Here is a 19,705-nt window from a genome sequence, read left to right as displayed (position 1 = left end):
TGACTTTACTTGGCTTGCATTTGCTGGTTGATTTTTCTAGTTGGCTTCGCCAAAACTCCGGAATTATTCTCGATCAATCGCTTCCGCCATCGTCTTATCGGTCAAATGGGCGTAAATTTGCGTCGTCTCGGGCGATGCATGCCCAAGCTGCTCTTGCGTTTTGTACAGGTCATTGCGCAAATAATAGTCGGTTGCGAACGAATGGCGCAGCTTATGTACGGATAAGTAGGGCTTGCCGAAACGCTTCGCATATTTCATCACCATCGCCTGCACGGCCCGTTTCGTCATGCGCGAGCCTTCTTTTTTACCATTCGCAATGGCAAGGAACAGCGCTTTTTCCCGCTTTGGCGCTTTATAATGCGTGTCGCGCATTTGCAGGTATACTTGAAGGTCATCCACCGCTTCTTGGCGAAAATAGACCGGGGTTTTAAACGAATCGTCGTTTTTACCCTTGCGGTAAACATGCGCGAGCTTTTTTTTCATATCAATGTCGTCGACGTTGAGATTAATGAGCTCGGATACGCGCAGGCCGGAATGCAAAATAAAGCTGATAATGCACGTATCCCGTATTTTGTTCAGCTCATAGGAATACAGCGCCTGCTTGTTGCCGGCAAGATCGCTTTCGTAGCCGCTGGCAATATAAGCAAGAAACTCCCCAATCTCCTCCTCCTGCAGCAGCTTGCCTTCGAGCTTCGCCGCCGTATCCTTAGGCTTGCTTGTACGCTTAATAGCGACCTTCGCCATGACATTACGCTTCAACAGCGGATAAAACTGCTCATCCTCAGCGATTTGGCTCAAATAATGAAATAGCGAGCGCAGGGAGGACAGCTTGCGAGTAATCGTCGTTTTACGATTATTATGGCTCGGATGGGTGGCGAGAAACATGCGGAAGCTGTCAATGCTGTCCATATGCAACTGCTCCAGCTCGCTTAGCTGAACGTCCTTGATGACCGCCGCCTCAGAAAGCCCTTCCGTAACGAGCCAATTCAAAAAAAGCTCATAATCCCTTACATACTCAAGCAGCGACGAAGGAGAGAGGTCGGGCAGCTTGTAATTAATAAATTTCTCAATATACCAAGGCATAGATGGAACCCGTTTGTCCAGCTCCTGCCGATCCTTCACTTTTATAATGTTCATCCTATTTCACCTCTGCCAATCATCTGACCCTCATTATATCAGTTCCCTGGAGAAAACTCCCGTATAGCGCGCTAGCCCACAGCATATGCTTGTCTGCTTGTTCAAGCATTAGTAAATTCATGTAATTATGCAATTAAGGTTACTTTCGTTTAAATACTATGTTAAACTCATGCGAGTGCTGAAAAAATAAAAAATATTTTTGAAAAATAAGTTTTTGTACTTGTTTTACAGAGGAGGAATATTAGAATTATGAAAAATAATCGAATATTTCGCAATTGCTTAGCATATATATTTGCGATTTTTTTGGTCGTCAGCTTGCCGCTTCAAATCGTTGGAGCCGCGGCTCCAGCTACACTTAGCTATGGCAGCAAAGGGGAAGATGTTCCCGACGTTCAGTATCGATTAAAGATTTTAGGGTATTTTATGAATGCCGAGGTAACGGACTTCTACGGTAAAATGACGGAAGATGCCGTGAAACGCTTTCAAAAAGATTACGGCCTCCAAGCCGACGGCATTACGGGCAAGCAAACCTGGAAGACGCTGAAAAAAGTATCCGTCAGCGAGCATGAGCTGAATTTGCTGGCTCGCATTATATTTGCCGAATCGCGTGGCGAGCCGTTCAAGGGGCAGGTCGCTGTAGGTGCTGTCGTAATGAATCGGTTGGCTTCCTCGCAGTTCCCTGATACGATTAAAGGCGTCATCGAGCAGCCAGGCGCATTTACAGCGGTTGATGATGGACAGTATAGACTGCAGCCAGATTCCACAGCTTACAAGGCTGCTGTCGAGGCTATTGCCGGAAATGATCCGTCGAATGGCGCACTGTATTATTTTAACCCGAAGACTGCAACGTCATCTTGGATTTGGACGAGGGAACAGCTCTTACAGATTGGCAATCATATTTTTGCCATTTAATAGCTTCATATCCAGCACACTGCTGCAAAAACTCGCCAGCTTCCCAAACATGGGAGGCAGGGCGAGTTTTTTTGTAGGCTTCACTTTGCTGAATTGGTATAATATTCATAATGATCGAAAGGGGCATATCCATGGAACGTAATAAGAAATGGCGAAATATAGTCATTGGCGGACTAGCCTTGCTCGTGCTGCTGGGCGTTTTAGAGTATAAAGGGATCATTTGGCATAATTCCATATTTGCGAATGCCTATGAGGTGAAGGGGCTGGATGTCTCGCATTATCAAGGTGAAATAAACTGGCAGCAAATAAAAGCGGCGGGGAAATATGAATTCATGTTTGTGAAAGCGACGGAAGGCAGGGATTATACCGATGAGTGGTTCCAGGCAAATTGGCAAGGAGCGAGGGAGCAGCGCTTTCTGACGGGAGCGTATCATTTTTTCACAACGAAAAGTACGGGGGAGGAGCAGGCGGCCCATTTTATACAAACTGTTCCAAATGAGCAGGACAGCCTGCCGCCCGTCATCGATCTGGAAATCAGCCTGGACCATGACCAAGCGGGCGTACATAAGGAGCTGAAGGCGCTGGCGGACGGCATGGAGGCGCATTATGGCAAAAAGCCTATTTTGTATGTGACGTATGATACTTATCATACTTATGTAGAAGATGTAACCGTATTTGCTCCCTATGAAATATGGATTCGCGATATTGTCAAGCATCCGAAACTTGGAGAGCGAGGCTGGCAGTTCTGGCAATATCATAACCGCGGACATGTGGCAGGTATTGACATGTACGTCGATATCAATGTGTTTAAAGGAAGCCGTGAAGCTTTTTTGACGCAGTTTTCGGCCGCTCCTTCCATGATTTTGGCGGACTGAGGTTTCGCTATTCTGGCTTTTGATCCGATTTCAGGCTGTACGCGGACAGGAAAGCCGTTATTGCCATGATTCTCCCGTCAAAATGGCGACGGACGGCGCAATAGCGGCTCCTGAGTCCGGTTTACTAGCCATAACCCGTGATTTTGTTAAAATAGCGGCTGCTGTGTCCAACAAGTCTGTCTTTGTGCAGAAAGCCAGCGCTGAAACGAAGCGCATGAAGCTGCCATTCGGTACGTAAATTCACATTCATGAGGGGTGACATTGCTGGTAGCAGAGTAAATAGGTGTGATGCTAAATTCATCTGAATCTGGTTCACTATATTAATTTTGTTAAGGTGCCAAGGATGCAGCGGCAAAAAAGGCGGCTGACAGCAGCAGGCAAAGCGGCGTAAACAAATACAGGTCGAATTTGGCAAAGCGGGTGGTGCGGACTTTGCGGAAAAGGCCGACATAGTTGAAATCGCCAATCGTCCGCAGCATAAAGGCGGCTGCACATGCCCAGCAGCTCCATTTGATGAAGGCCGCGCCTAAGAAAACGGGGAGCAGCCTTCCTTGCATGAGCAAGAGCATCGCCGCGCAAAACAGCAGGCAGGCTACGATCATCGTACCTGCTGCTCCCGGCACAAATAGAGTTTGCTGCGATCCCGCCTTCGTAGGCAATGCAGCGCTGGCGCCCCATTTGCCGCCAAAAGCCCAATAAACATGAATACCGCCCAGCAGCAGCAAAATGAACCCGCTTAAGGAAAGCCACAGCATCATGCGAATTCACCTCTCATTTTCAAGCCTTCCCAAATCACTTCGAAACGGCGCTCAAAGCCTGTCTGCATTTGCCATGCCTCCTCAACTGACGCTGCCCAGGCTAATAGGGCGTGAAAATACAAGCCTGCGAGCACGGCTGCGACGTCTGCGCTAGCGAGATAGCTTGGCAATTGTTTTTGCCGCTGTGCCTCATTCAGAAGGCCATTCAGCAGCTTCTCAAATTTATTAATGACATTAAATTCTTCTTGCATGAGCAGGGGAGAGCGCAGTATTTCCGTTATGGTGAGCTTCGCGAGCCCAGCGTTTACGGCATATTTTTGAAACAAGTCGCGAAATAACGTTAGCAGCTTTTCTTTAATGCCATTAATTAATGCGTATCGCTCAAGGTTTTCTTCCGTCACTTCCAACTGCATCTGGCCCAAGTCAAGGAGGATGGCTTCCTTGCGTGGAAAATAGTTATAAAACGTTCCTTTAGCAACGCCGCAGCTTTGCGTAATCTCATCAATGGTGACGTTTGCAAAGCCTTTTTCCCGAAATAACTGCACGGCATGCCTAAAAATAAGTTCTTTAAGCTCCTGTTTCCTTTGCTGTCTCAACACCATATACGAACACCACTTTCACTAGTAATGACTACAGTCAATAAATGACCACAGTCATTATTTTAATGTGAGCCCCATTATTTTGCAAGTTTTTGGCAAGCGCTATAAAAAGTCCACCATTATAAATATATTCGAATTTTAAAATGTAACCGCATTCAATATGATAGAGCTGTACAAAGAGATTGCAATAGCAAAGGGAGGCTTTATATGATCGCACGATTCAAAGGAAGATCAGCATTCACAGCATTGCTATTATCGCTAACACTCGTTGTGGCAGGATGCAGCGGAGCAGGCAACGGGGGAAACACGCCAGCAAGTGAAGGAGCCAGCAGCCAGCAGCCCGCGGAATCGCCGAAAGGCGAGGCGACAGCGACGCCAGAGGAGAAAGAGCCTGTAACGCTCAAGTTTACGTTTTGGGGAAGCCCGCAGGAGAAATCGGCGATGGAGCAGGCGACCAAAACCTTTACGGAAAAATACCCGTGGATTAAAGTCAACGCCATTCATATTCCGGAAGCTGACTATGATGCGAAAATTACGGCGATGGTTGCAGGCAACGATTCCCCGGATCTCGGTTATATGCACGGGGAGCTTGCTGATCCTTGGCAGAAGGAAGGGAAATTCGTCAATCTGTTTGAGCTGCTGGATAATGACGAGGAGCTAAAGCGCGAGGATTTCCTCGACTATATTTGGTTCAAATCTTCCGAGGATTTTGCTTACGGCATTAGCACAGCGGGCGAGACGTTCGGTTTATTTTACAACAAGGATTTGTTTGATCAGGCGAATGCCGCGTATCCGCCATCGAAGCCGGAGGAAGCTTGGACTTGGGATGAGTTTGTCGACGTTGCCAAAAAGCTGACGATTGACAAAAACGGCAAAAATGCCTCAGAAGCGGATTTTGATCCGAAAAACATCCGCCAATACGGCGTTTCCTTTGAAACCTGGCATGGCCCTGTACATGCAACGGTGATTAACAATGAAGGCGAATGGATTACAAAGGATGGCAAATTCGGCTTTAGCCAGCCGGAGGCGACGGAAGCGATTCAGCGTCTAGCGGACTTAATAAATGTGCACCATGTTGCGCCATCTCCGGTACAAATGAAGTCGATTCCTTCGCAGGCGGTAGCGCTGCAATCGAAGCTGGTTGCGATGTCGATGCATGGACAGTGGATCAATCTCGATCTCGGGGCGGCTGGAGTAAACTACGATATTGGCGTCCTGCCAAAAATGAAGCGCAGCGTGCCAATGGGCATTAGCGGGGCATCGGTCATTTACCAATCGACGAAGCATTTGGAGGAAGCATGGCTGCTGACGAAATTCCTGGAAAATCCGGAAGGCTCGATTGACCTCTACAAGGGCGGCCTTTGGATGCCAACAATGACGAAATGGTACACCGATCCAGAGCTTGTGGCGAAATGGGCAGAAAATAACCCGGCGCATCCAGCGGGCTTCAAGGATGCGATGATGAACAATCTGTTGAATAACGGCGTTCCGACCGGCTCTTATTATATTAAAAATTTCTCGAAGGTGAATGCCATTACCTTCTCCGGCATGGATGAAGTATGGCTAGGCCGCAAAACAGCGGCAGAAGCGATGAAGGAAGTCGAAGCCAAGGTGCAGCCGGAAATCCAGGGCCGCTATGATGTGAGCGAATAAACGATAATACGAGTTTGGAGAGAGCTGTTATGAAACCACTGGCAAGCGTTCATGAGCGTGAATTAAAGGCGGAGCGCGGAGCTGGGCAAAAACGGAAATTCGGAGAGCTGGGCTTCGGCCTGCTCTTCGCTTCTCCAGTGCTGCTGGGCTACGTCATTTTCGTCATTGTGCCGATTGCGGCAACCTTCTATTTGGGCTTTACTTCCTACAGCGTCGGCACTGTGCCGAAATGGATCGGCTTTGACAATTATGCCAGCTTGTTCAGCGGGGCAGATCCCTTTTTCTACCCGGCCGTGAAAGCAACGGTTTATTATGTTGGACTGAGCGTGCCGCTGGGCATTATTTTATCGTTTTTTTTAGCGATACTGCTGAATCAGCAGGTTGCGGGCAAAAGCTTTTTTCGCGGCGTCTTTTATTTGCCCGTTATTATTCCGCTTGCAGCGTCCTCGATGGTTTGGATGTGGCTGCTGCAGCCGGATTTTGGGATCGTCAATTATGCGCTGGATGCGCTGCATTTGCGGGCCTCCAGATGGCTCGGCGATACGACCTCCGTGGTGCCGACACTTATTTTGTTCAGCTTCTGGACGCTGGGCAATACGATTGTCATTTTTCTTGCAGGCTTGCAGGGCATTCCTGCCCATCTGTATGAGGCCATTGAGCTGGACGGAGGCAATCGGCTGCATAAGCTGATTTATATTACCATTCCGATGAGCTCGTCGATTATTTTTTTCAATACGGTCATTGCGTTCATTAATGGGTTTCAGACGTTTGTGCAGCCAGCCGTTATGACGCAGGGCGGGCCTAACAATGCGAGCTTGCTCTATGTGCTGTATTTGTTCAACGAAGGCTTCAAATCTTCACGAATGGGCAGCGCCAGTGCGATATCTGTCTTGCTGTTTCTCGTCATTATGCTGTTCACCGCAGCGATTTTCTACTTCTCCAAGTCTTTGGTCTACTATGAGGGCAAGGAGGAACGCAGATGAAAAAGCAATCATTGGGCAATCGAATCGTTATTTACGCGCTGCTTATTGCCGGAAGCCTGTTTTTCCTGTTTCCGATCTTTTGGATGCTGCGCACCTCGCTCATTAATATGGGCGATCTGTATCAAATGCCGCCGAAGCTGCTGCCGGACGATTTAAGCTGGGAAAATTTCGAGCAGGCGCTTGGCGCCTATCCGTTCGGACGATTTTTTCTCAATAGTACCATCATTACGGCATCGGCGATGCTGGGCGTGCTATTTTCCAGCTCGGTCTGCGCTTACAGCTTCTCGCGCATTCACTGGAAGGGCCGCGACAAAGTGTTTGGATTTATATTAACGGGGTTAATGATTCCGTTTTTCGTCGTCATGATTCCGCAATATGTGTTCTGGAATGCGCTGCATTTGACCGATACGTTCGTACCGCTCATTGCACCTGCGTGGTTTGGAGGCGGCATATTCAACATTTTTCTGCTGCGCCAGTTTTTCTTAGGTATTCCGACGGAGCTGGATGAAGCCGCTAAGGTGGACGGAGCCGGGCATTTCCGCATCTATCTGCAAATCATTTTGCCGATTGGCAAGCAGGCGATGATTGTGGTTGGTTTGCTTACATTTTTGGCTAACTGGAACGATTATTTAGGACCGCTGGCTTTCATTACCTCAGAGAGCAATTACACGCTCATGCAGGGGCTAACGCTGTTCCAAGGCTCCTATTCGGCGCAGTGGCATCTGATGATGGCGGCAACGTCCGTTATTGTTATTCCTTCGCTGATCGTCTTTCTCGTGGCGCAGCGGCATTTTATTGAAGGCATTGCCATGACGGGAATAAAGGGGTAGCAGGGGAAGAAGGACGTAGGAAAACGAAGAGGTCCATGAAAAATAAAAAGGGAAGGCGCCTGCTTGTTCGAGCAGGCGCCTTCCCTTTGCTGCAAATATAAGAAAGTATAAGTTTCCCCCTTATACTCCGCTTATATTTCTCGGACTGAAACGCGCCGCACCGCCAAAGGACGGCGACAGCCGTTTCACCTTGAAATATAAGAATTTATAAGTTTTACACGTATAAATGGGCTTATATTTCTCCGACAAAGCTCTTCGGTCGTCCCAGAAGGACGACGAAGTCGTTTTTGCTTGGTGCATTTAGCTGCTGGCCAGCTTGCCGAGCAGCACGGACTCCACCTTGGAAATATGCGCTTCCATAAGCAGGGATGCGTCTGTTGGCTGCTGTGCAGCAATGGCGGCATAGATGGCCTGATGCTCGCCTTGCAAGCGCTCCGCTGTTGAGCGCTCTGCATAAAACCACAAAGCCCGCGTATCCTTCATGCTTTCGTGCAGCTTGGTGGACAAGGATTCCATCATCTCCAGCAGCACGGGGTTATGGGTCGCCTTCGCAAGCTCCTGATGGAAGCGGATATCGGCCTGTTCGCTGAAGGCTTCATCGCCAAGGCGTTCATGCATGCTCTGCAAAATGGAGGCCAGCGCTTCAAGATCGGCTTCGGTCCGATTGCGGGCAGCCAGAGCAGCACAGCCAGTTTCCAGCACCTTGCGCACCTCCAAAATATGGCGCAGCGTCTCCGCACGGTCCATCCACGCTTCGTCATAGAGAAAGCTTGGAGCCGATAGGGAAGCTGGCTCTGGAGGAGCTGTGACAAACGTGCCGCTGCCTTGGCGAATGTTCAGCCTGCCCATGGCCCGCAGCGCGCTTAATGCCTCGCGGATTGTAGATTGCCCAACGCCATAGGAGGCGGCAAGGTCGGCAACAGAGGAGAGGCGGTCGCCAGGGGCGAGCGAGCCGTCGTCCATTTTTCGTTTAATATCGTTCATGACCCACTCATAGCTTTTGAGCGGCCGGTTTGGGCTAATGTCCATAATAACTCCCTTCAAACAACGAACTGCCGTGCTTAAAAATAGCGCTTTCGCTTTTATCTATTTTATTGTATACTTTTTTTAATTTAAAGTCATCAGATGACCTGATTAATTAATTAATTAATTAAGGGATGGCAGCTTTATTTTAGGGAAGGGGACATCAATATGCTTCAGCAAACGATCCGACAACAACTGCTCGCTATAGTGGGAAGCGACTATTATAAAGATGATCCGCAGTCGCTAGTGACCCATTCTTATGATGGGACTCCGATGCTTCAAGCGCTGCCAGACGGCGTTATCTATCCCGGGAATACGGAGCAGGTGAGCGCAATTATGAAAGTGCTCAATACGCATCGCATTCCCGTTATCGGCCGTGGCTCGGGGACGAACTTATGCGGCGGTACGGTCCCTGTAGAGGGTGGCATCGTAATGGTCATGCACCGAATGAATCGCATTTTGGAGGTCGATCTTGAAAATTTGGTAGCCGTCGTGCAGCCGGGGATGATTACGAAAGCTTTTATCGCCCATGTGGAGTCGCTCGGCTTGTTTTATCCGCCCGATCCGAGCAGCATGGCGATTTCGACGATTGGCGGCAATATCGCCGAATGCTCCGGCGGGCTGCGCGGGCTGAAATATGGCACGACCAAAGATTACGTCCTTGGCCTTGAGGCGGTGCTGGCAAGCGGCGAAATTATTCGTACCGGCGGCAAGCTGATGAAGGACGTAGCCGGTTACGATTTGACCAAGCTGCTCGTTGGCTCGGAAGGAACGCTGGCGATTATTACCGAAGCGACGCTGAAGCTTGTGCCGCCGCCGAAGTTCAAGAAGACGATGCTGGCGATGTACAAGGATTTGTATGGCGCGGCGCGAACCGTTTCCAAAATTATTGAAAATCGCATCATTCCTTCAACGCTCGAATTTCTCGATAATGCGACGGTGCGGGTAGTCGACGACTTTGCCAAGCTCGGATTGCCGCTTGATATGGAGGCGATTCTGCTCATTGAGCAGGACGGAGAACCCGAAATGGTAGAGCGGGATATCGCACGGATTGAAGAAATTTGCCGCAGCGAGCAGGCGCATAGCGTCAGCGTCGCTGAAAGTGCGGAGGAAGCACTCAAGCTGCTGACGGCACGGCGTAGTGCTTTTACCGCATTGGCACGATTAAGGCCAACGACGATTCTTGAGGATGCGACGGTGCCGCGCTCCAAAATTGCCGAAATGGTGCTGGAAATTAATCGGATTGCCCAAAAGCATCAGGTGACCATTTGTACCTTTGGCCACGCCGGCGATGGCAATCTTCATCCTACAGCAACGACTGATGCACGGGATCAGGAAGAGATTCACCGCGTCGAGGCGGCGTTTGAGGAAATTTTCGAGGCAGCTATACGGCTCGGCGGAACGATAACGGGCGAGCACGGCGTCGGCCTTGTGAAATCCCCTTATCTTGAATGGAAGGTCGGCTCCGCAGGCATCGAAGTGATGAAAGCCGTTAAACAGGCGTTCGACCCGCATCAGCTGCTCAATCCCGGCAAAATATTTGCCAAACAGTCGCGCAAGAGGGTGGTGCTTCAGCATGGTTAAAACGGAACCAGCATGCAGTACGCCGCGCTCCCCGCAGCTTCAGCTTGCGGGAAAGCTCAAGCTGCGGCTCGATGAGGATCAATTGACGAATTGCATGCGCTGCGGCTTCTGTCTGCCTGCTTGCCCAACGTTTCGTGAAACGGGCATTGAAGCGGAATCGCCGCGCGGCCGCATCGCATTGATGAAAGCGGTTACCGATGGTTTAATGATGCCCGATCAGTCCTTTGAGGAGCAGATGAGCCATTGTCTCGGCTGTCGTGCCTGTGAGCCTGCTTGTCCGGCAGATGTGAAATATGGCCAGCTCATTGAGCAGACAAGGGAGGCGATTGAAGAGCATACGGAAGGCCAGCGGTGGTGGGTGAAGCCGCTGCGGCAGGTGGTGTTCAAGCAGCTTTTCCCGCATCAGAAGCGGGTGCGTCTGCTCGGCGGAGCTATGCAGCTGTATCAGCAATCTGGGCTTCGCAAGCTGGCCAGAAGCTCTGGCGTTATGAAGCTGCTGCCGGCGCATTTGAGCGAGATGGAGGAGGTGCTGCCGGATGCCTCAAGCAAAGGCATCGTCCAGAAAATCGGCAGCCACCATCCGGCCAAAGGGATGAAAATAGCTACAGTAGGCATGTTTCGCGGCTGCCTCATGGATATGCTGTTCACGGAAACGAACATCAAGACGGTGGAGCTGCTGACGGAAGCTGGCTTTGAGGTCATCATACCGGATACACAGGCTTGCTGCGGAGCGCTTCACGCACATAGCGGGGAGACGGAGGACGCCCGGTCACTAGCGAGGAAGAACATTGCTGCTTTTCAGGATGCTGGTGTGGATTATATCGTATCCAACGCGGGCGGCTGCGGCGCTATCTTAACGGAATACGATCATTTGCTGCATGAGGATGAGCAGTGGAGGGAAGGTGCGGTGTGGCTGGCGAAGCGTGTGGTGGATATTAGCGATTTGCTTATCCGCTCCGGCAAGCTTGCTACCGCCCAGGCGAAGGGGCAGCCGATTCGGATAACGTATCAGGATTCCTGCCATTTGCGCAATGTGATGCGCTCTGCCGATGCTCCCCGGAGGCTGCTGCGAGAAGTAAGCGGCGCTGAGTTTGTAGAAATGTTCGAGGCTGACCGCTGCTGCGGCTCGGCGGGCACCTACAATATTGTTCAGCCGGAAATGGCAGGCGGGCTGCTGGCGCACAAAATGGAGCATGCCAATGCGACAAAGGCGCATTATTTGCTCACGAGCAATCCAGGCTGCCTGCTCCAAATGAAGCTCGGCGTGGCCAAGCATGGAGATGGTCAAATGCGGGTGCAGCATATCGTTGATTTTTTGCATGATCGTTTAGTTCATAACGAATTGCGGGAGGCTGAAATTTAATGGCATTAACCATTGAAGATTGCAAAACGGAGTATATGACGAATCCGCTCGGTATTGAAGCGGCTAAGCCGCGCTTGTTCTGGAAGCTGCGCTCGGAGGAGCGCTCCGTCCGCCAAACGGCGTATCAAGTGCTGGTCGCTTCTTCCAAAGAACGGCTGGCCGCAGATGAAGGCGATCGCTGGGATAGTGGAAAAACAGAATCGAGCGAGTCGATTCAGGTGGAATATGGCGGCAGCCCGCTTGAGGCGGAAGCCGAATGCTTCTGGAAGGTGCGAGTGTGGGATAATTACGGGCGCGTATCGGCATGGAGCGAGCCAGCCTTCTGGACGACAGGCTTGCTGCACCGGGCAGCGTACCGGGGGAAATGGATTGGCCGCAAGCATGATGAGGGGGCAGCAGGCAGACAGCCTTCGCCACATTTGCGCAAGCCATTCGCCTTAGGCGGAAAGGTGCGCCGCGCTACGGCTTATGCGACCGCGCTCGGCTTGTTCGAGCTGTATGTTAACGGGCAGCGGGTGGGGGATTATTTTGCCCCCGGCTTTACCGATTACAATGTCCGCTCGCAGGTGCAGGCTTACGATATTACGCCGCTGCTGCAAGAAGGCGACAATGCCTTTGGCGTCATTATTGGAGAGGGCTGGTATGCAGGCACGGTCGGTTTTCTAGGTGAAAAGGTTTATGGGGAACGCCCGTTTTTTGTGATGCAGGTTAATGTGGAGTATGAGGACGGCACGAAGCAAAGCATCGCAACCGATCATACGTGGAAGGTGAGCAAAGGTCCTATTTTATATTCCGATTTTATTATGGGCGAAGCTTATGATGCACGGCTTGAAATGGCGGGCTGGTCGGAAGCGGGCTTTGATGACAGCCTGTGGGAGGAGCCGGATGTCCGTCCTGGCTATAACGGGATGCTGGTGGCGTCTAACGAACCGCCGATTAAGGTGATGAAGACGATTAGGCCGATTCGGATGGAGCGAACAGCAAGCGGCAGCTATATTTTTGATATGGGGCAAAATATGGTCGGCTGGACGGAGCTTCGCGTTAGCGGAGAGAGCGGCACAACGGTCACGATCAGCCATGCGGAAATGCTCAGTCCTGATGGCTCGCTGTATTTGGAAAATTTGCGCGTTGCTGTTCAGCAGGAGCATTATACGCTTAAAGGCGAAGGGCTGGAATGCTATGAGCCGCATTTTACATTCCATGGCTTTCGTTATGTGGAGCTGATTGGTTTTCCCGGCGAAGCCACTCTGGATACGATTGTGGGCAAGGTCGTTTACTCCGAAACGCCGGAAACTGGACATTTGGAAACGTCGAATGCGATGGTTAATCAGCTGTTTTCCAACATTGCATGGGGGCAGCGCGGCAACTTTTTGTCGGTACCGACCGATTGTCCGCAGCGGGATGAGCGGCTTGGCTGGACGGGGGATGCGCAAATATTTGCGCGTACTGCCTCGTACAATATGGACGTGGCAAGGTTTTTCAATAAATTTATGTGGGATATGATTGATTGCCAGCAGCCATCGGGCGCTTTCACCGATGTGGCGCCGGATGCAGGCTGGATTCGCTATAAAAACTGGAGCACGCGCCTGAACTGGTATGCGCCAGATAACGCGGGCTGGGGCGATGCGGGCGTCATTATCCCCTGGACGCTGTATTTAATGTATGGAGATGTGCGCATTCTGGAAACGCATTATGAGGCGATGAGCAGATGGGTCGATTACTTGCACGCAACGACCGATGAGCTTGTGAGGCCGAACTATGCCAACTATGGCGACTGGCTGTCCATTGATGCGGATACGCCAAACGAGGTGCTGGCAACCGCTTATTTTGCCTACAGCACGAAGGTGCTTGGCTTAATTGCCGGCGTACTGGGCAAGGAGGACGATGTTAGCCGGCTGGAGCAGTTGTTTCAGGGCATTGCCGCAGCATTCCGCCGTGCTTTTGTAACGGAGGAGGGCCGCATCCATGGGGAGACGCAGACGGTATATGTGCTTGCGCTGCAATTTGGCCTGCTGACAGAGGAGCTGCGGTTAAAGGCAGTAGACCATCTCACAGCGGATATTGCCAGCCGCGGCAACCGCTTGACGACGGGCTTCCTTGGCGTTGGTTATTTGCTGCCCGCGCTGTCGGATAACGGCCGTCTTGACGTAGCCTACCAACTGCTGACGCAGGAAGCTTTTCCATCGTGGATGTATTCCATCAAGCATGGAGCGACGACCATTTGGGAGCGCTGGGATGGCTGGACGGAGGAAAATGGCTTCCAGACGCCGCAGATGAATTCATTCAATCATTATTCGCTAGGCTCTGTTGGCGAGTGGATGTTCCGCTATATGGCAGGCATTGAAGCAGACAAGGGAGCACCTGCCTTCCGTCATGCGATTATCCGTCCCCAGCCGGGCGGCGGCCTTTCTTTTGTGAAATCCCATTTTGCTTCGTTATATGGAAAAATCGAAGTAGACTGGCAAATCGATAAATCCGGCGAGTTCCAACTTAACGTAATCATTCCCGCTAATACGACGGCATCGGTATACATTCCTGGGACGGTCCATACGATTGATGGAGCATCTGTTGGTACGCTTGAGGACCATTCAACGGAGCAATTCCCAACTAGTTCTTCTGGCAGCCATCATGTTAAGCTGATTGAAGCCTTTGGCAGCCAAACGGTGCTGGAAATCGGCTCTGGCTCCTACTGCTTCGTCAGTCAGGTCAAAGTCTAGCGAAGTCTGCTAATGAAAAGGAGCAAATGAATTCGCCCAAAGCCGTCTCTCATCAGAGAAGCGGCTTTGGGCTTTTTAAGCTAGACACTTTTTGGTATAGGTTCGGCTCGTCCGATTCGTTATAATAACAATAATACATGATGGGCTAGAGGGGGAATTGTTATTCGGCTGCGCAATGAGCTGTTGCTGAGCTACTTTATTATTATTTTGGTGTGTATCACGCTGGTCGGTTCGGTCTCCTTCTATATTTCCTACAAAACGATGGCAAGCCAAGCGGAGGCTGCCAGCCTGCTGCTCGTCCAGCAAATTGAAAAAAATATGGACAATGACTTTCACAGCAAGCGCAATTTGCTGCTGGCCTCCTACAATGAGCAAAGCTATATTGACGGCGTTAATCGTTACACCGAGCTTAGCGATCGCGAACGTTTCTTGTTCCGGCAAAAAATCGGCGATTTGTATTTGAAAAGCTTTAATGTAACGCCAATCCGTGATTTTTTGCGTTTTCAAATTTATTATAGCAACGGCGAGCTGCTTAGCTCCTCGGACGAAAGCGGACAGCATAACCCGGCGAAGGTGCGCGGATCGGAATGGTTCCGTCAGACGGTGGCGAAGGATGGCGAAGTATTTTACAGCGGCTTCATCCCCGCGGCAGACCGGACAGTAGATGGAGAAACGGCGTATTTTTCCTCCATTATGATTCGCGATTTTTCCAATCCCGAGCAGTTTATTTTAGTGCGCGCTGAATATCGGGCCGAGCTGTTCAACAGCATTGGCCGCAACGACGGGCTTTCGCCAAACAGCAGCATCGTTATTCTTGATGAAGGAAATCGGCTTGTTTATGCGTCGGGCGACGCGCAGCGTTATGCCGGAGGCAAGGAACTGACAAGCCGCATTAGTGGAAGCCAGGGCAAGTTTTGGCTCAGCCTGGATGGAGAAGAGCGGCTAGTGTCTTATACGAATTCCGCTTATTCAAACTGGAAGGCCGTGCTTATCGTGCCGAAGCATGATATTTTTGGCGCATTAGACATCATTAAGACGACTGTTATTGTTACCGCTTTCATTGCCTTTGCGATTACGCTGATTATTTCGATACTGTTCGGGCAGCGGATTACGAAGCCGATTCTGGACTTGTACAAGACGGTTAACCGCATTAAACGCGGCGATTTTTCGGTGCGCGTCGAGGTGCGGCGCAATGATGAAATCGGCAGAATCGGGATGAACTTTAATGCGATGCAGGATGAGCTGCAAAATTTGATTGAGACGCGGTATGTGAATCAGATTAAGCTGCAGGAGGCGCAGCTCGCCATGCTTTATTCGCAGATCAATCCGCATTTTCTGTACAATACGCTCGACAGCATCCGGGCGATGTCCGACTATTACCAAGTGCAGGAAATTAGTGAAATGGCGCAGTCGCTCGCTGATATTTTTCGCTACAATACGAAAAACAAAGATGAAATCGTCACGCTGCAGGAGGAGCTTGTCCAAATTGAAGCCTATATGAACATTCAGCGCATTCGCTTTGAAGACAAAATTTCCTTTGAACAGCAAATTGATGACGACCTATACAGCTTTCCAATGCTCAAAATGACGCTCCAGCCGCTCGTTGAAAATGCCGTATTTCACGGTATAGAGCGCAAGCGCGGCAAAGGTACAATTGCTATAATCGTCAGCAGAGAGGGCGGCAGCATTACGCTCACCGTAAAAGACGACGGCGTAGGCATATCCGACAAGCATTTGGCCGATATCAGAAGCAGCTTGAAGCCTCCGCTGCAACAAAGCGAAGGATTGTCCTCAGATACGCGCAGCGGCATCGGGGTGCAAAATGTTTATTCCCGTTATCGAATTCGTTATGGCGACCGCTTTGAATTTCATATGAACAGCCGTAAAGGTGCAGGCACGGAAATTAAGCTCCTTATTCCCGAACAGGTGGAAGCGCATTCATAAAAGTCGGAATTTTCAACATTAGAAGTCAAAATCGTGTACAGAAGACAGGGAAGCGCTTTCAATATAATAAAGGTGCAGGTAATTATGAAGGAGAGGGTGTCTTATCATGAGAAAGATGAAAGCGGTTTACCTCACAATGGCGCTGATGCTGGGAGCATTTTCACTAACGGCTTGCGGCAGCAGCAACGGCAGCACGAATACCCCGGAGGGAACAGCAACAGCAGGCAGCTCAGCTGAAGCGTCCACGCAGCCGTCTGCGAAGCCCGTTACGCTGACCTTTCTGATTCCGAATACGGAGGATGTCACGCCTTACAATCTTATCTTCAAAGAGTTTGAAGCGAAGACAGGCAATAAAGTCGAGGTGCAGGCGCTGCCGGGCGGCGACTATGACAATATGCTGAAAACCCGCTTCTCGACGGGCGATTTCCCTGACGTATTCCTCATGCAGCCGGGCACGAAGCAATATGTAAAGCTCAGAGCGGATGAGACGCTGTACGAATGGTCCGGCGAGGCTGGCGTTTGGGACAATGTCATCGATACGATTGTAGACTTCCAAAAGGATACGGCTGGCAAAGCCTATGGCGTGCCATTCGGCAAAACCGGCATGATGGGCGTCTTTTACAATAAGGATGTATTTGAAAAAGCGGGCGTTGCCGCTCCAACAAATTACGCGAATTTAATTGAAATCGCTAAAAAGCTGAAGGGCGATGGCGTAACGCCGTTTTATGAAGGGGTAAAAGATGGCTGGCCGACGCAAGTGTTTTATTTGACCGGCTGGGTAAGCCAGGTAGATCAGGAAATTGGCGACGAAGGCGTGCAGAAGCTGAACGTCAATCAGCTGAAGCTGTCGGACATCGCGGCGCTGAAGGACCTTTTTGTAAAATCGAAGGAAATTAAGGATCTCGGCTTGTTCCAAAAAAATACGCTTTCCGGCACATTCGATGAGCTGCAAAACGAGCTGGGCGAAGGCAAGGTAGCGATGGCCTTTATGCTGGACGGCATTTTGCCGCAGCTGGAGAAGAAGTTTGGCAAAGATTTTGTAACGAATAAAATCGGCTTCTTCCCATTCCCGACTGCAACAGATACGGGTACAGCTATGATTACGCCTCCGAACCAGCTGATGGTGCCGTCGAAAGCGAAAAATCTGGAGGCAGCCAAAGAATTGGTTAAATTTATGATTTCGAAAGAAAGCGTCAATATTTTCTACCAAAGCCAGCCGGGCATTCCGGTGTTCAAGGATGCAACGAGCGAGCTGTATCCGATGCAGCAGACGGTTAAAGACTATATTGATCAAGGCAAATCGAAGGTCAATGTTCAGAACCGCCTGACGGCATCGTTTCTGGACTTGGGCAAAATTCTGCAAAACTTCCACATCACAGGCGACGTGGACACCGCGATTAAAGAGATGGATGCGAACTATGTGAAGGACGGCAACTCGAAGCGTCTTGAAGGCTTTGAATAAATGAGCTGAGCAAAAAATAAAGGACAGAGACGGCAGCAGGGCAAGCCGAAGCTGTTAATTACCGGACGGGACAGGTGCTGCGGGCGAGGCCATCAAGACGATCAAGGCGATCGAGGCTTCGCCCCGCCATCCCGGCCAAACAGGACAGGAGCAGGAGGGCAGGCCCTATGGAGAGAAGCAAATATCCGTTATATTTTTCATTTCCGGCAGTCATCGTATTTTTATTGTTTTTCATTACGCCAACCATTATCGGTATCTATTACAGCTTTACCGACTGGAATATTAACGCCGATGCGATTAAGTTTATTGGACTTGAAAATTACAAGGAGTTGTTTAACGAGCCGCGCCTGAAGCAGGCTTTTATTAACACCCTTATTTTCGCCGCCGCCGTTACGCTGCTGCAAAATGCAGTTGGCCTCGCCTTGGCGCTATTGTTGAATGAAAAGCTGAAGCTGCGCAATCTGCTTCGGATGATCTTTTTTATGCCGTATGTTATCGCTCCGCTCGTCATCGGTTACATTTTCCGGGCGATTTATCATCCGGAGCATGGCATCGTCAACCAGTTTTTCGGGCTGCTGGGCATGGATTTTATGGTTCAGGATTGGCTGAATGATCCGCGCTTCGCACTGTTCACCGTCATTATGACCGATATTTGGCGGGTAGCTGGCTTTTCGATGGTCGTGTATTTAGCGGGCTTGCAGTTCATTCCGAAGGATTTGACGGAGAGCGCATCCATTGATGGCGCGAACTATTGGACGCGGTTCAAGCATGTTGTTTTTCCGCTGCTCGCTCCGGCGTTCACGGTTAACGTGCTGCTGGCGATGATTGGCTCGATGAAGGTGTTCGAAATCGTAATGGTGCTGACCGAAGGCGGTCCGGGCTATACGACAGAAGTATTTTACACATACATCCGCAATACGTTCAGCTCAGGTGAAATGGGCTATGCGACGGCGATCAACATGCTGTTGTTCGTATTGGTGACGCTTGTCGGCATTCCGGTATTGCTGGCGATGAAGAAGAGGGAGGTGGAGATGTGAGAAGCCGAAAATATTCGCCTTTGCTGCTAGAGCTGCTTGCGATCTGCCTCGCTATGCTCATTCTCATTCCATTTTTTATGATATTCATTAACTCGTTTAAGGATATTCGGGAGTCGGCGCTGTTCGGGCTGTCGCTGCCAAGCAACTGGGTGTTCAGCAATTATAAAGAGGTATTTAATCAGGATAATCTACTGCGTGGTTTCAAAAATAGCTTCCTGCTGTCGGCGCTCGTCGTCGTCAGTGTCAATTTTTTCGCTTCGATGGCTGCATTCGTCATCCAGCGGCGCGGCGGGAAGTTTTTGCAAGGCGTCTATCTTGCCTTCATTATGGGACTGATTGTCCCGGTATCTATCATCCCGACGATTCGGCTAATGGATATACTGCACATCAAAGGAAGCTACTTAAGCATCATTATGTACTATACAGCGGTGCTGCTGCCGTTTGCCGTCTTTCTGCTCGTTGGGTTTATTAAATCGGTGCCGCGCGAGCTGGATGAGGCGGCGATTTTGGAAGGCTGCGGTTACTTCCGGCTATATTTTAAAATCATTTTGCCGCTCATCAGCACGGTGCTGGTTACCGTCTCGATCGTCGTCATTGTATCGGTATGGAATGACTTTTTCGGACCATTTTATTTGGTCACGGACAGCACCAAATGGACGATTGTGCTGCAAGTATTCAATTTCGTTACGCTGTACAGCACGAACTGGGGCGTTGTATTTGCCTTTATGATCGTTGTCATTACACCGGTGCTGATCATTTATTTGTTCCTGCAGCGCTACATTATTGACGGTCTGACGGCAGGCTCTGTGAAAGGCTAAGTGAATAAAA

General features: G+C 50.3%; 17 protein-coding genes. 13 read left to right on the top strand and 4 right to left on the bottom strand.

Annotated features, from left to right (window positions below):
- Positions 1-63 precede the first annotated feature (63 nt).
- On the bottom strand, positions 64-1,137 hold the full coding sequence (gene xerS / locus ASF12_RS24955; protein WP_056040649.1) for a tyrosine recombinase XerS: 1,074 nt from the start codon (positions 1,135-1,137) through the stop codon (positions 64-66).
- 249 nt (positions 1,138-1,386) lie between these two features.
- On the opposite strand from xerS, the gene ASF12_RS24950 reads away from it, so the two are divergent.
- The 3 genes from ASF12_RS24950 to ASF12_RS34720 all read left to right on the top strand — a co-directional run bounded on the left by ASF12_RS24950 (position 1,387) and on the right by ASF12_RS34720 (position 3,162).
- Positions 1,387-2,049, top strand: a complete 663-nt coding sequence (locus ASF12_RS24950) for a cell wall hydrolase (RefSeq protein WP_056040647.1) — start codon at positions 1,387-1,389, stop codon at positions 2,047-2,049.
- Between the two features lie 131 nt (positions 2,050-2,180).
- Entirely contained in the window at positions 2,181-2,924 is a 744-nt protein-coding gene (locus ASF12_RS24945) for a GH25 family lysozyme (protein ID WP_056040645.1), read from the top strand.
- Positions 2,925-2,943: 19 nt separating this feature from the next.
- The gene (locus ASF12_RS34720) at positions 2,944-3,162 is read left to right on the top strand and encodes a hypothetical protein (protein WP_155973436.1); all 219 of its coding nucleotides are present in this window, start codon (positions 2,944-2,946) and stop codon (positions 3,160-3,162) included.
- Positions 3,163-3,253: 91 nt separating this feature from the next.
- On the opposite strand, the gene ASF12_RS24940 is transcribed toward ASF12_RS34720, so the two are convergent.
- Both ASF12_RS24940 and ASF12_RS24935 read right to left on the bottom strand, forming a co-directional pair.
- On the bottom strand, positions 3,254-3,682 hold the full coding sequence (locus tag ASF12_RS24940) for a DUF3995 domain-containing protein (protein ID WP_056040644.1): 429 nt from the start codon (positions 3,680-3,682) through the stop codon (positions 3,254-3,256).
- Positions 3,679-4,284: a TetR/AcrR family transcriptional regulator gene (locus ASF12_RS24935; protein ID WP_056040642.1), complete on the bottom strand. Its 606-nt coding sequence runs from the start codon at positions 4,282-4,284 to the stop codon at positions 3,679-3,681. The genes ASF12_RS24940 and ASF12_RS24935 overlap by 4 nt, the downstream gene beginning before the upstream one ends.
- A gap of 204 nt (positions 4,285-4,488) precedes the next feature.
- Here ASF12_RS24935 and ASF12_RS24930 point away from each other — a divergent pair, with 204 nt between their 5' ends.
- From ASF12_RS24930 to ASF12_RS24920, 3 genes are read left to right on the top strand one after another with little or no spacing between them, the layout of a single operon-like run.
- The gene (locus tag ASF12_RS24930; RefSeq protein ID WP_056040640.1) at positions 4,489-5,934 is read left to right on the top strand and encodes an ABC transporter substrate-binding protein; all 1,446 of its coding nucleotides are present in this window, start codon (positions 4,489-4,491) and stop codon (positions 5,932-5,934) included.
- A 29-nt stretch (positions 5,935-5,963) separates the two neighbouring features.
- Positions 5,964-6,917, top strand: coding sequence for a carbohydrate ABC transporter permease (locus ASF12_RS24925; RefSeq protein ID WP_081419024.1), 954 nt, complete (start codon positions 5,964-5,966; stop codon positions 6,915-6,917).
- Positions 6,914-7,747 carry a carbohydrate ABC transporter permease gene (locus ASF12_RS24920; RefSeq protein ID WP_056040638.1) on the top strand — a complete coding sequence of 278 codons (834 nt, stop codon included), beginning with the start codon at positions 6,914-6,916 and terminating at the stop codon, positions 7,745-7,747. The genes ASF12_RS24925 and ASF12_RS24920 overlap by 4 nt, the downstream gene beginning before the upstream one ends.
- A 300-nt stretch (positions 7,748-8,047) precedes the next feature.
- On the opposite strand, the gene ASF12_RS24915 is transcribed toward ASF12_RS24920, so the two are convergent.
- Positions 8,048-8,776: a FadR/GntR family transcriptional regulator gene (locus tag ASF12_RS24915; RefSeq protein ID WP_056040636.1), complete on the bottom strand. Its 729-nt coding sequence runs from the start codon at positions 8,774-8,776 to the stop codon at positions 8,048-8,050.
- A gap of 162 nt (positions 8,777-8,938) precedes the next feature.
- Here ASF12_RS24915 and ASF12_RS24910 point away from each other — a divergent pair, with 162 nt between their 5' ends.
- The 7 genes from ASF12_RS24910 to ASF12_RS24880 all read left to right on the top strand — a co-directional run bounded on the left by ASF12_RS24910 (position 8,939) and on the right by ASF12_RS24880 (position 19,695).
- Positions 8,939-10,354, top strand: coding sequence for an FAD-linked oxidase C-terminal domain-containing protein (locus ASF12_RS24910; RefSeq protein ID WP_056040634.1), 1,416 nt, complete (start codon positions 8,939-8,941; stop codon positions 10,352-10,354).
- On the top strand, positions 10,347-11,717 hold the full coding sequence (locus ASF12_RS24905) for a (Fe-S)-binding protein (protein WP_056040632.1): 1,371 nt from the start codon (positions 10,347-10,349) through the stop codon (positions 11,715-11,717). The genes ASF12_RS24910 and ASF12_RS24905 overlap by 8 nt, the downstream gene beginning before the upstream one ends.
- Positions 11,717-14,434 (top strand): glycoside hydrolase family 78 protein, encoded by a 2,718-nt coding sequence (locus ASF12_RS24900; protein WP_056040630.1) that lies wholly within the window; start codon positions 11,717-11,719, stop codon positions 14,432-14,434. The genes ASF12_RS24905 and ASF12_RS24900 overlap by 1 nt, the downstream gene beginning before the upstream one ends.
- Before the next feature lie 183 nt (positions 14,435-14,617).
- The gene (locus tag ASF12_RS24895; protein WP_056040626.1) at positions 14,618-16,378 is read left to right on the top strand and encodes a sensor histidine kinase; all 1,761 of its coding nucleotides are present in this window, start codon (positions 14,618-14,620) and stop codon (positions 16,376-16,378) included.
- Between the two features lie 106 nt (positions 16,379-16,484).
- On the top strand, positions 16,485-17,840 hold the full coding sequence (locus ASF12_RS24890) for an ABC transporter substrate-binding protein (RefSeq protein ID WP_056040624.1): 1,356 nt from the start codon (positions 16,485-16,487) through the stop codon (positions 17,838-17,840).
- 167 nt (positions 17,841-18,007) lie between these two features.
- Positions 18,008-18,877 (top strand): carbohydrate ABC transporter permease, encoded by an 870-nt coding sequence (locus ASF12_RS24885; protein WP_056040622.1) that lies wholly within the window; start codon positions 18,008-18,010, stop codon positions 18,875-18,877.
- A complete protein-coding gene (locus ASF12_RS24880) occupies positions 18,874-19,695 on the top strand; it encodes a carbohydrate ABC transporter permease (RefSeq protein WP_056040620.1) in 822 nt (273 codons plus the stop codon). Before ASF12_RS24885 ends, ASF12_RS24880 begins: the two co-directional genes overlap by 4 nt.
- The last annotated feature ends 10 nt before the right edge of the window (positions 19,696-19,705 follow it).

It is taken from the genome of Paenibacillus sp. Leaf72 (assembly GCF_001422685.1).
In the GTDB taxonomy this organism is placed as follows: domain Bacteria; phylum Bacillota; class Bacilli; order Paenibacillales; family Paenibacillaceae; genus Pristimantibacillus.
The sequence above is the reverse complement of the archived record's forward strand: the minus strand, read 5'-3'. Positions and strand labels throughout refer to the sequence as shown.

Bases quoted from the DNA above. Each gene is read 5' to 3' on its own strand.
- xerS (WP_056040649.1), bottom strand. From the start codon at position 1,137: ATGAACATTATAAAAGTGAAGGATCGGCAGGAGCTGGACAAACGGGTT.
- ASF12_RS24950 (WP_056040647.1), top strand. From the start codon at position 1,387: ATGAAAAATAATCGAATATTTCGCAATTGCTTAGCATATATATTTGCG.
- ASF12_RS24945 (WP_056040645.1), top strand. From the start codon at position 2,181: ATGGAACGTAATAAGAAATGGCGAAATATAGTCATTGGCGGACTAGCC.
- ASF12_RS24940 (WP_056040644.1), bottom strand. From the start codon at position 3,682: ATGATGCTGTGGCTTTCCTTAAGCGGGTTCATTTTGCTGCTGCTGGGC.
- ASF12_RS24935 (WP_056040642.1), bottom strand. From the start codon at position 4,284: ATGGTGTTGAGACAGCAAAGGAAACAGGAGCTTAAAGAACTTATTTTT.
- ASF12_RS24930 (WP_056040640.1), top strand. From the start codon at position 4,489: ATGATCGCACGATTCAAAGGAAGATCAGCATTCACAGCATTGCTATTA.
- ASF12_RS24925 (WP_081419024.1), top strand. From the start codon at position 5,964: ATGAAACCACTGGCAAGCGTTCATGAGCGTGAATTAAAGGCGGAGCGC.
- ASF12_RS24920 (WP_056040638.1), top strand. From the start codon at position 6,914: ATGAAAAAGCAATCATTGGGCAATCGAATCGTTATTTACGCGCTGCTT.
- ASF12_RS24915 (WP_056040636.1), bottom strand. From the start codon at position 8,776: ATGGACATTAGCCCAAACCGGCCGCTCAAAAGCTATGAGTGGGTCATG.
- ASF12_RS24910 (WP_056040634.1), top strand. From the start codon at position 8,939: ATGCTTCAGCAAACGATCCGACAACAACTGCTCGCTATAGTGGGAAGC.
- ASF12_RS24905 (WP_056040632.1), top strand. From the start codon at position 10,347: ATGGTTAAAACGGAACCAGCATGCAGTACGCCGCGCTCCCCGCAGCTT.
- ASF12_RS24900 (WP_056040630.1), top strand. From the start codon at position 11,717: ATGGCATTAACCATTGAAGATTGCAAAACGGAGTATATGACGAATCCG.
- ASF12_RS24890 (WP_056040624.1), top strand. From the start codon at position 16,485: ATGAGAAAGATGAAAGCGGTTTACCTCACAATGGCGCTGATGCTGGGA.
- ASF12_RS24885 (WP_056040622.1), top strand. From the start codon at position 18,008: ATGGAGAGAAGCAAATATCCGTTATATTTTTCATTTCCGGCAGTCATC.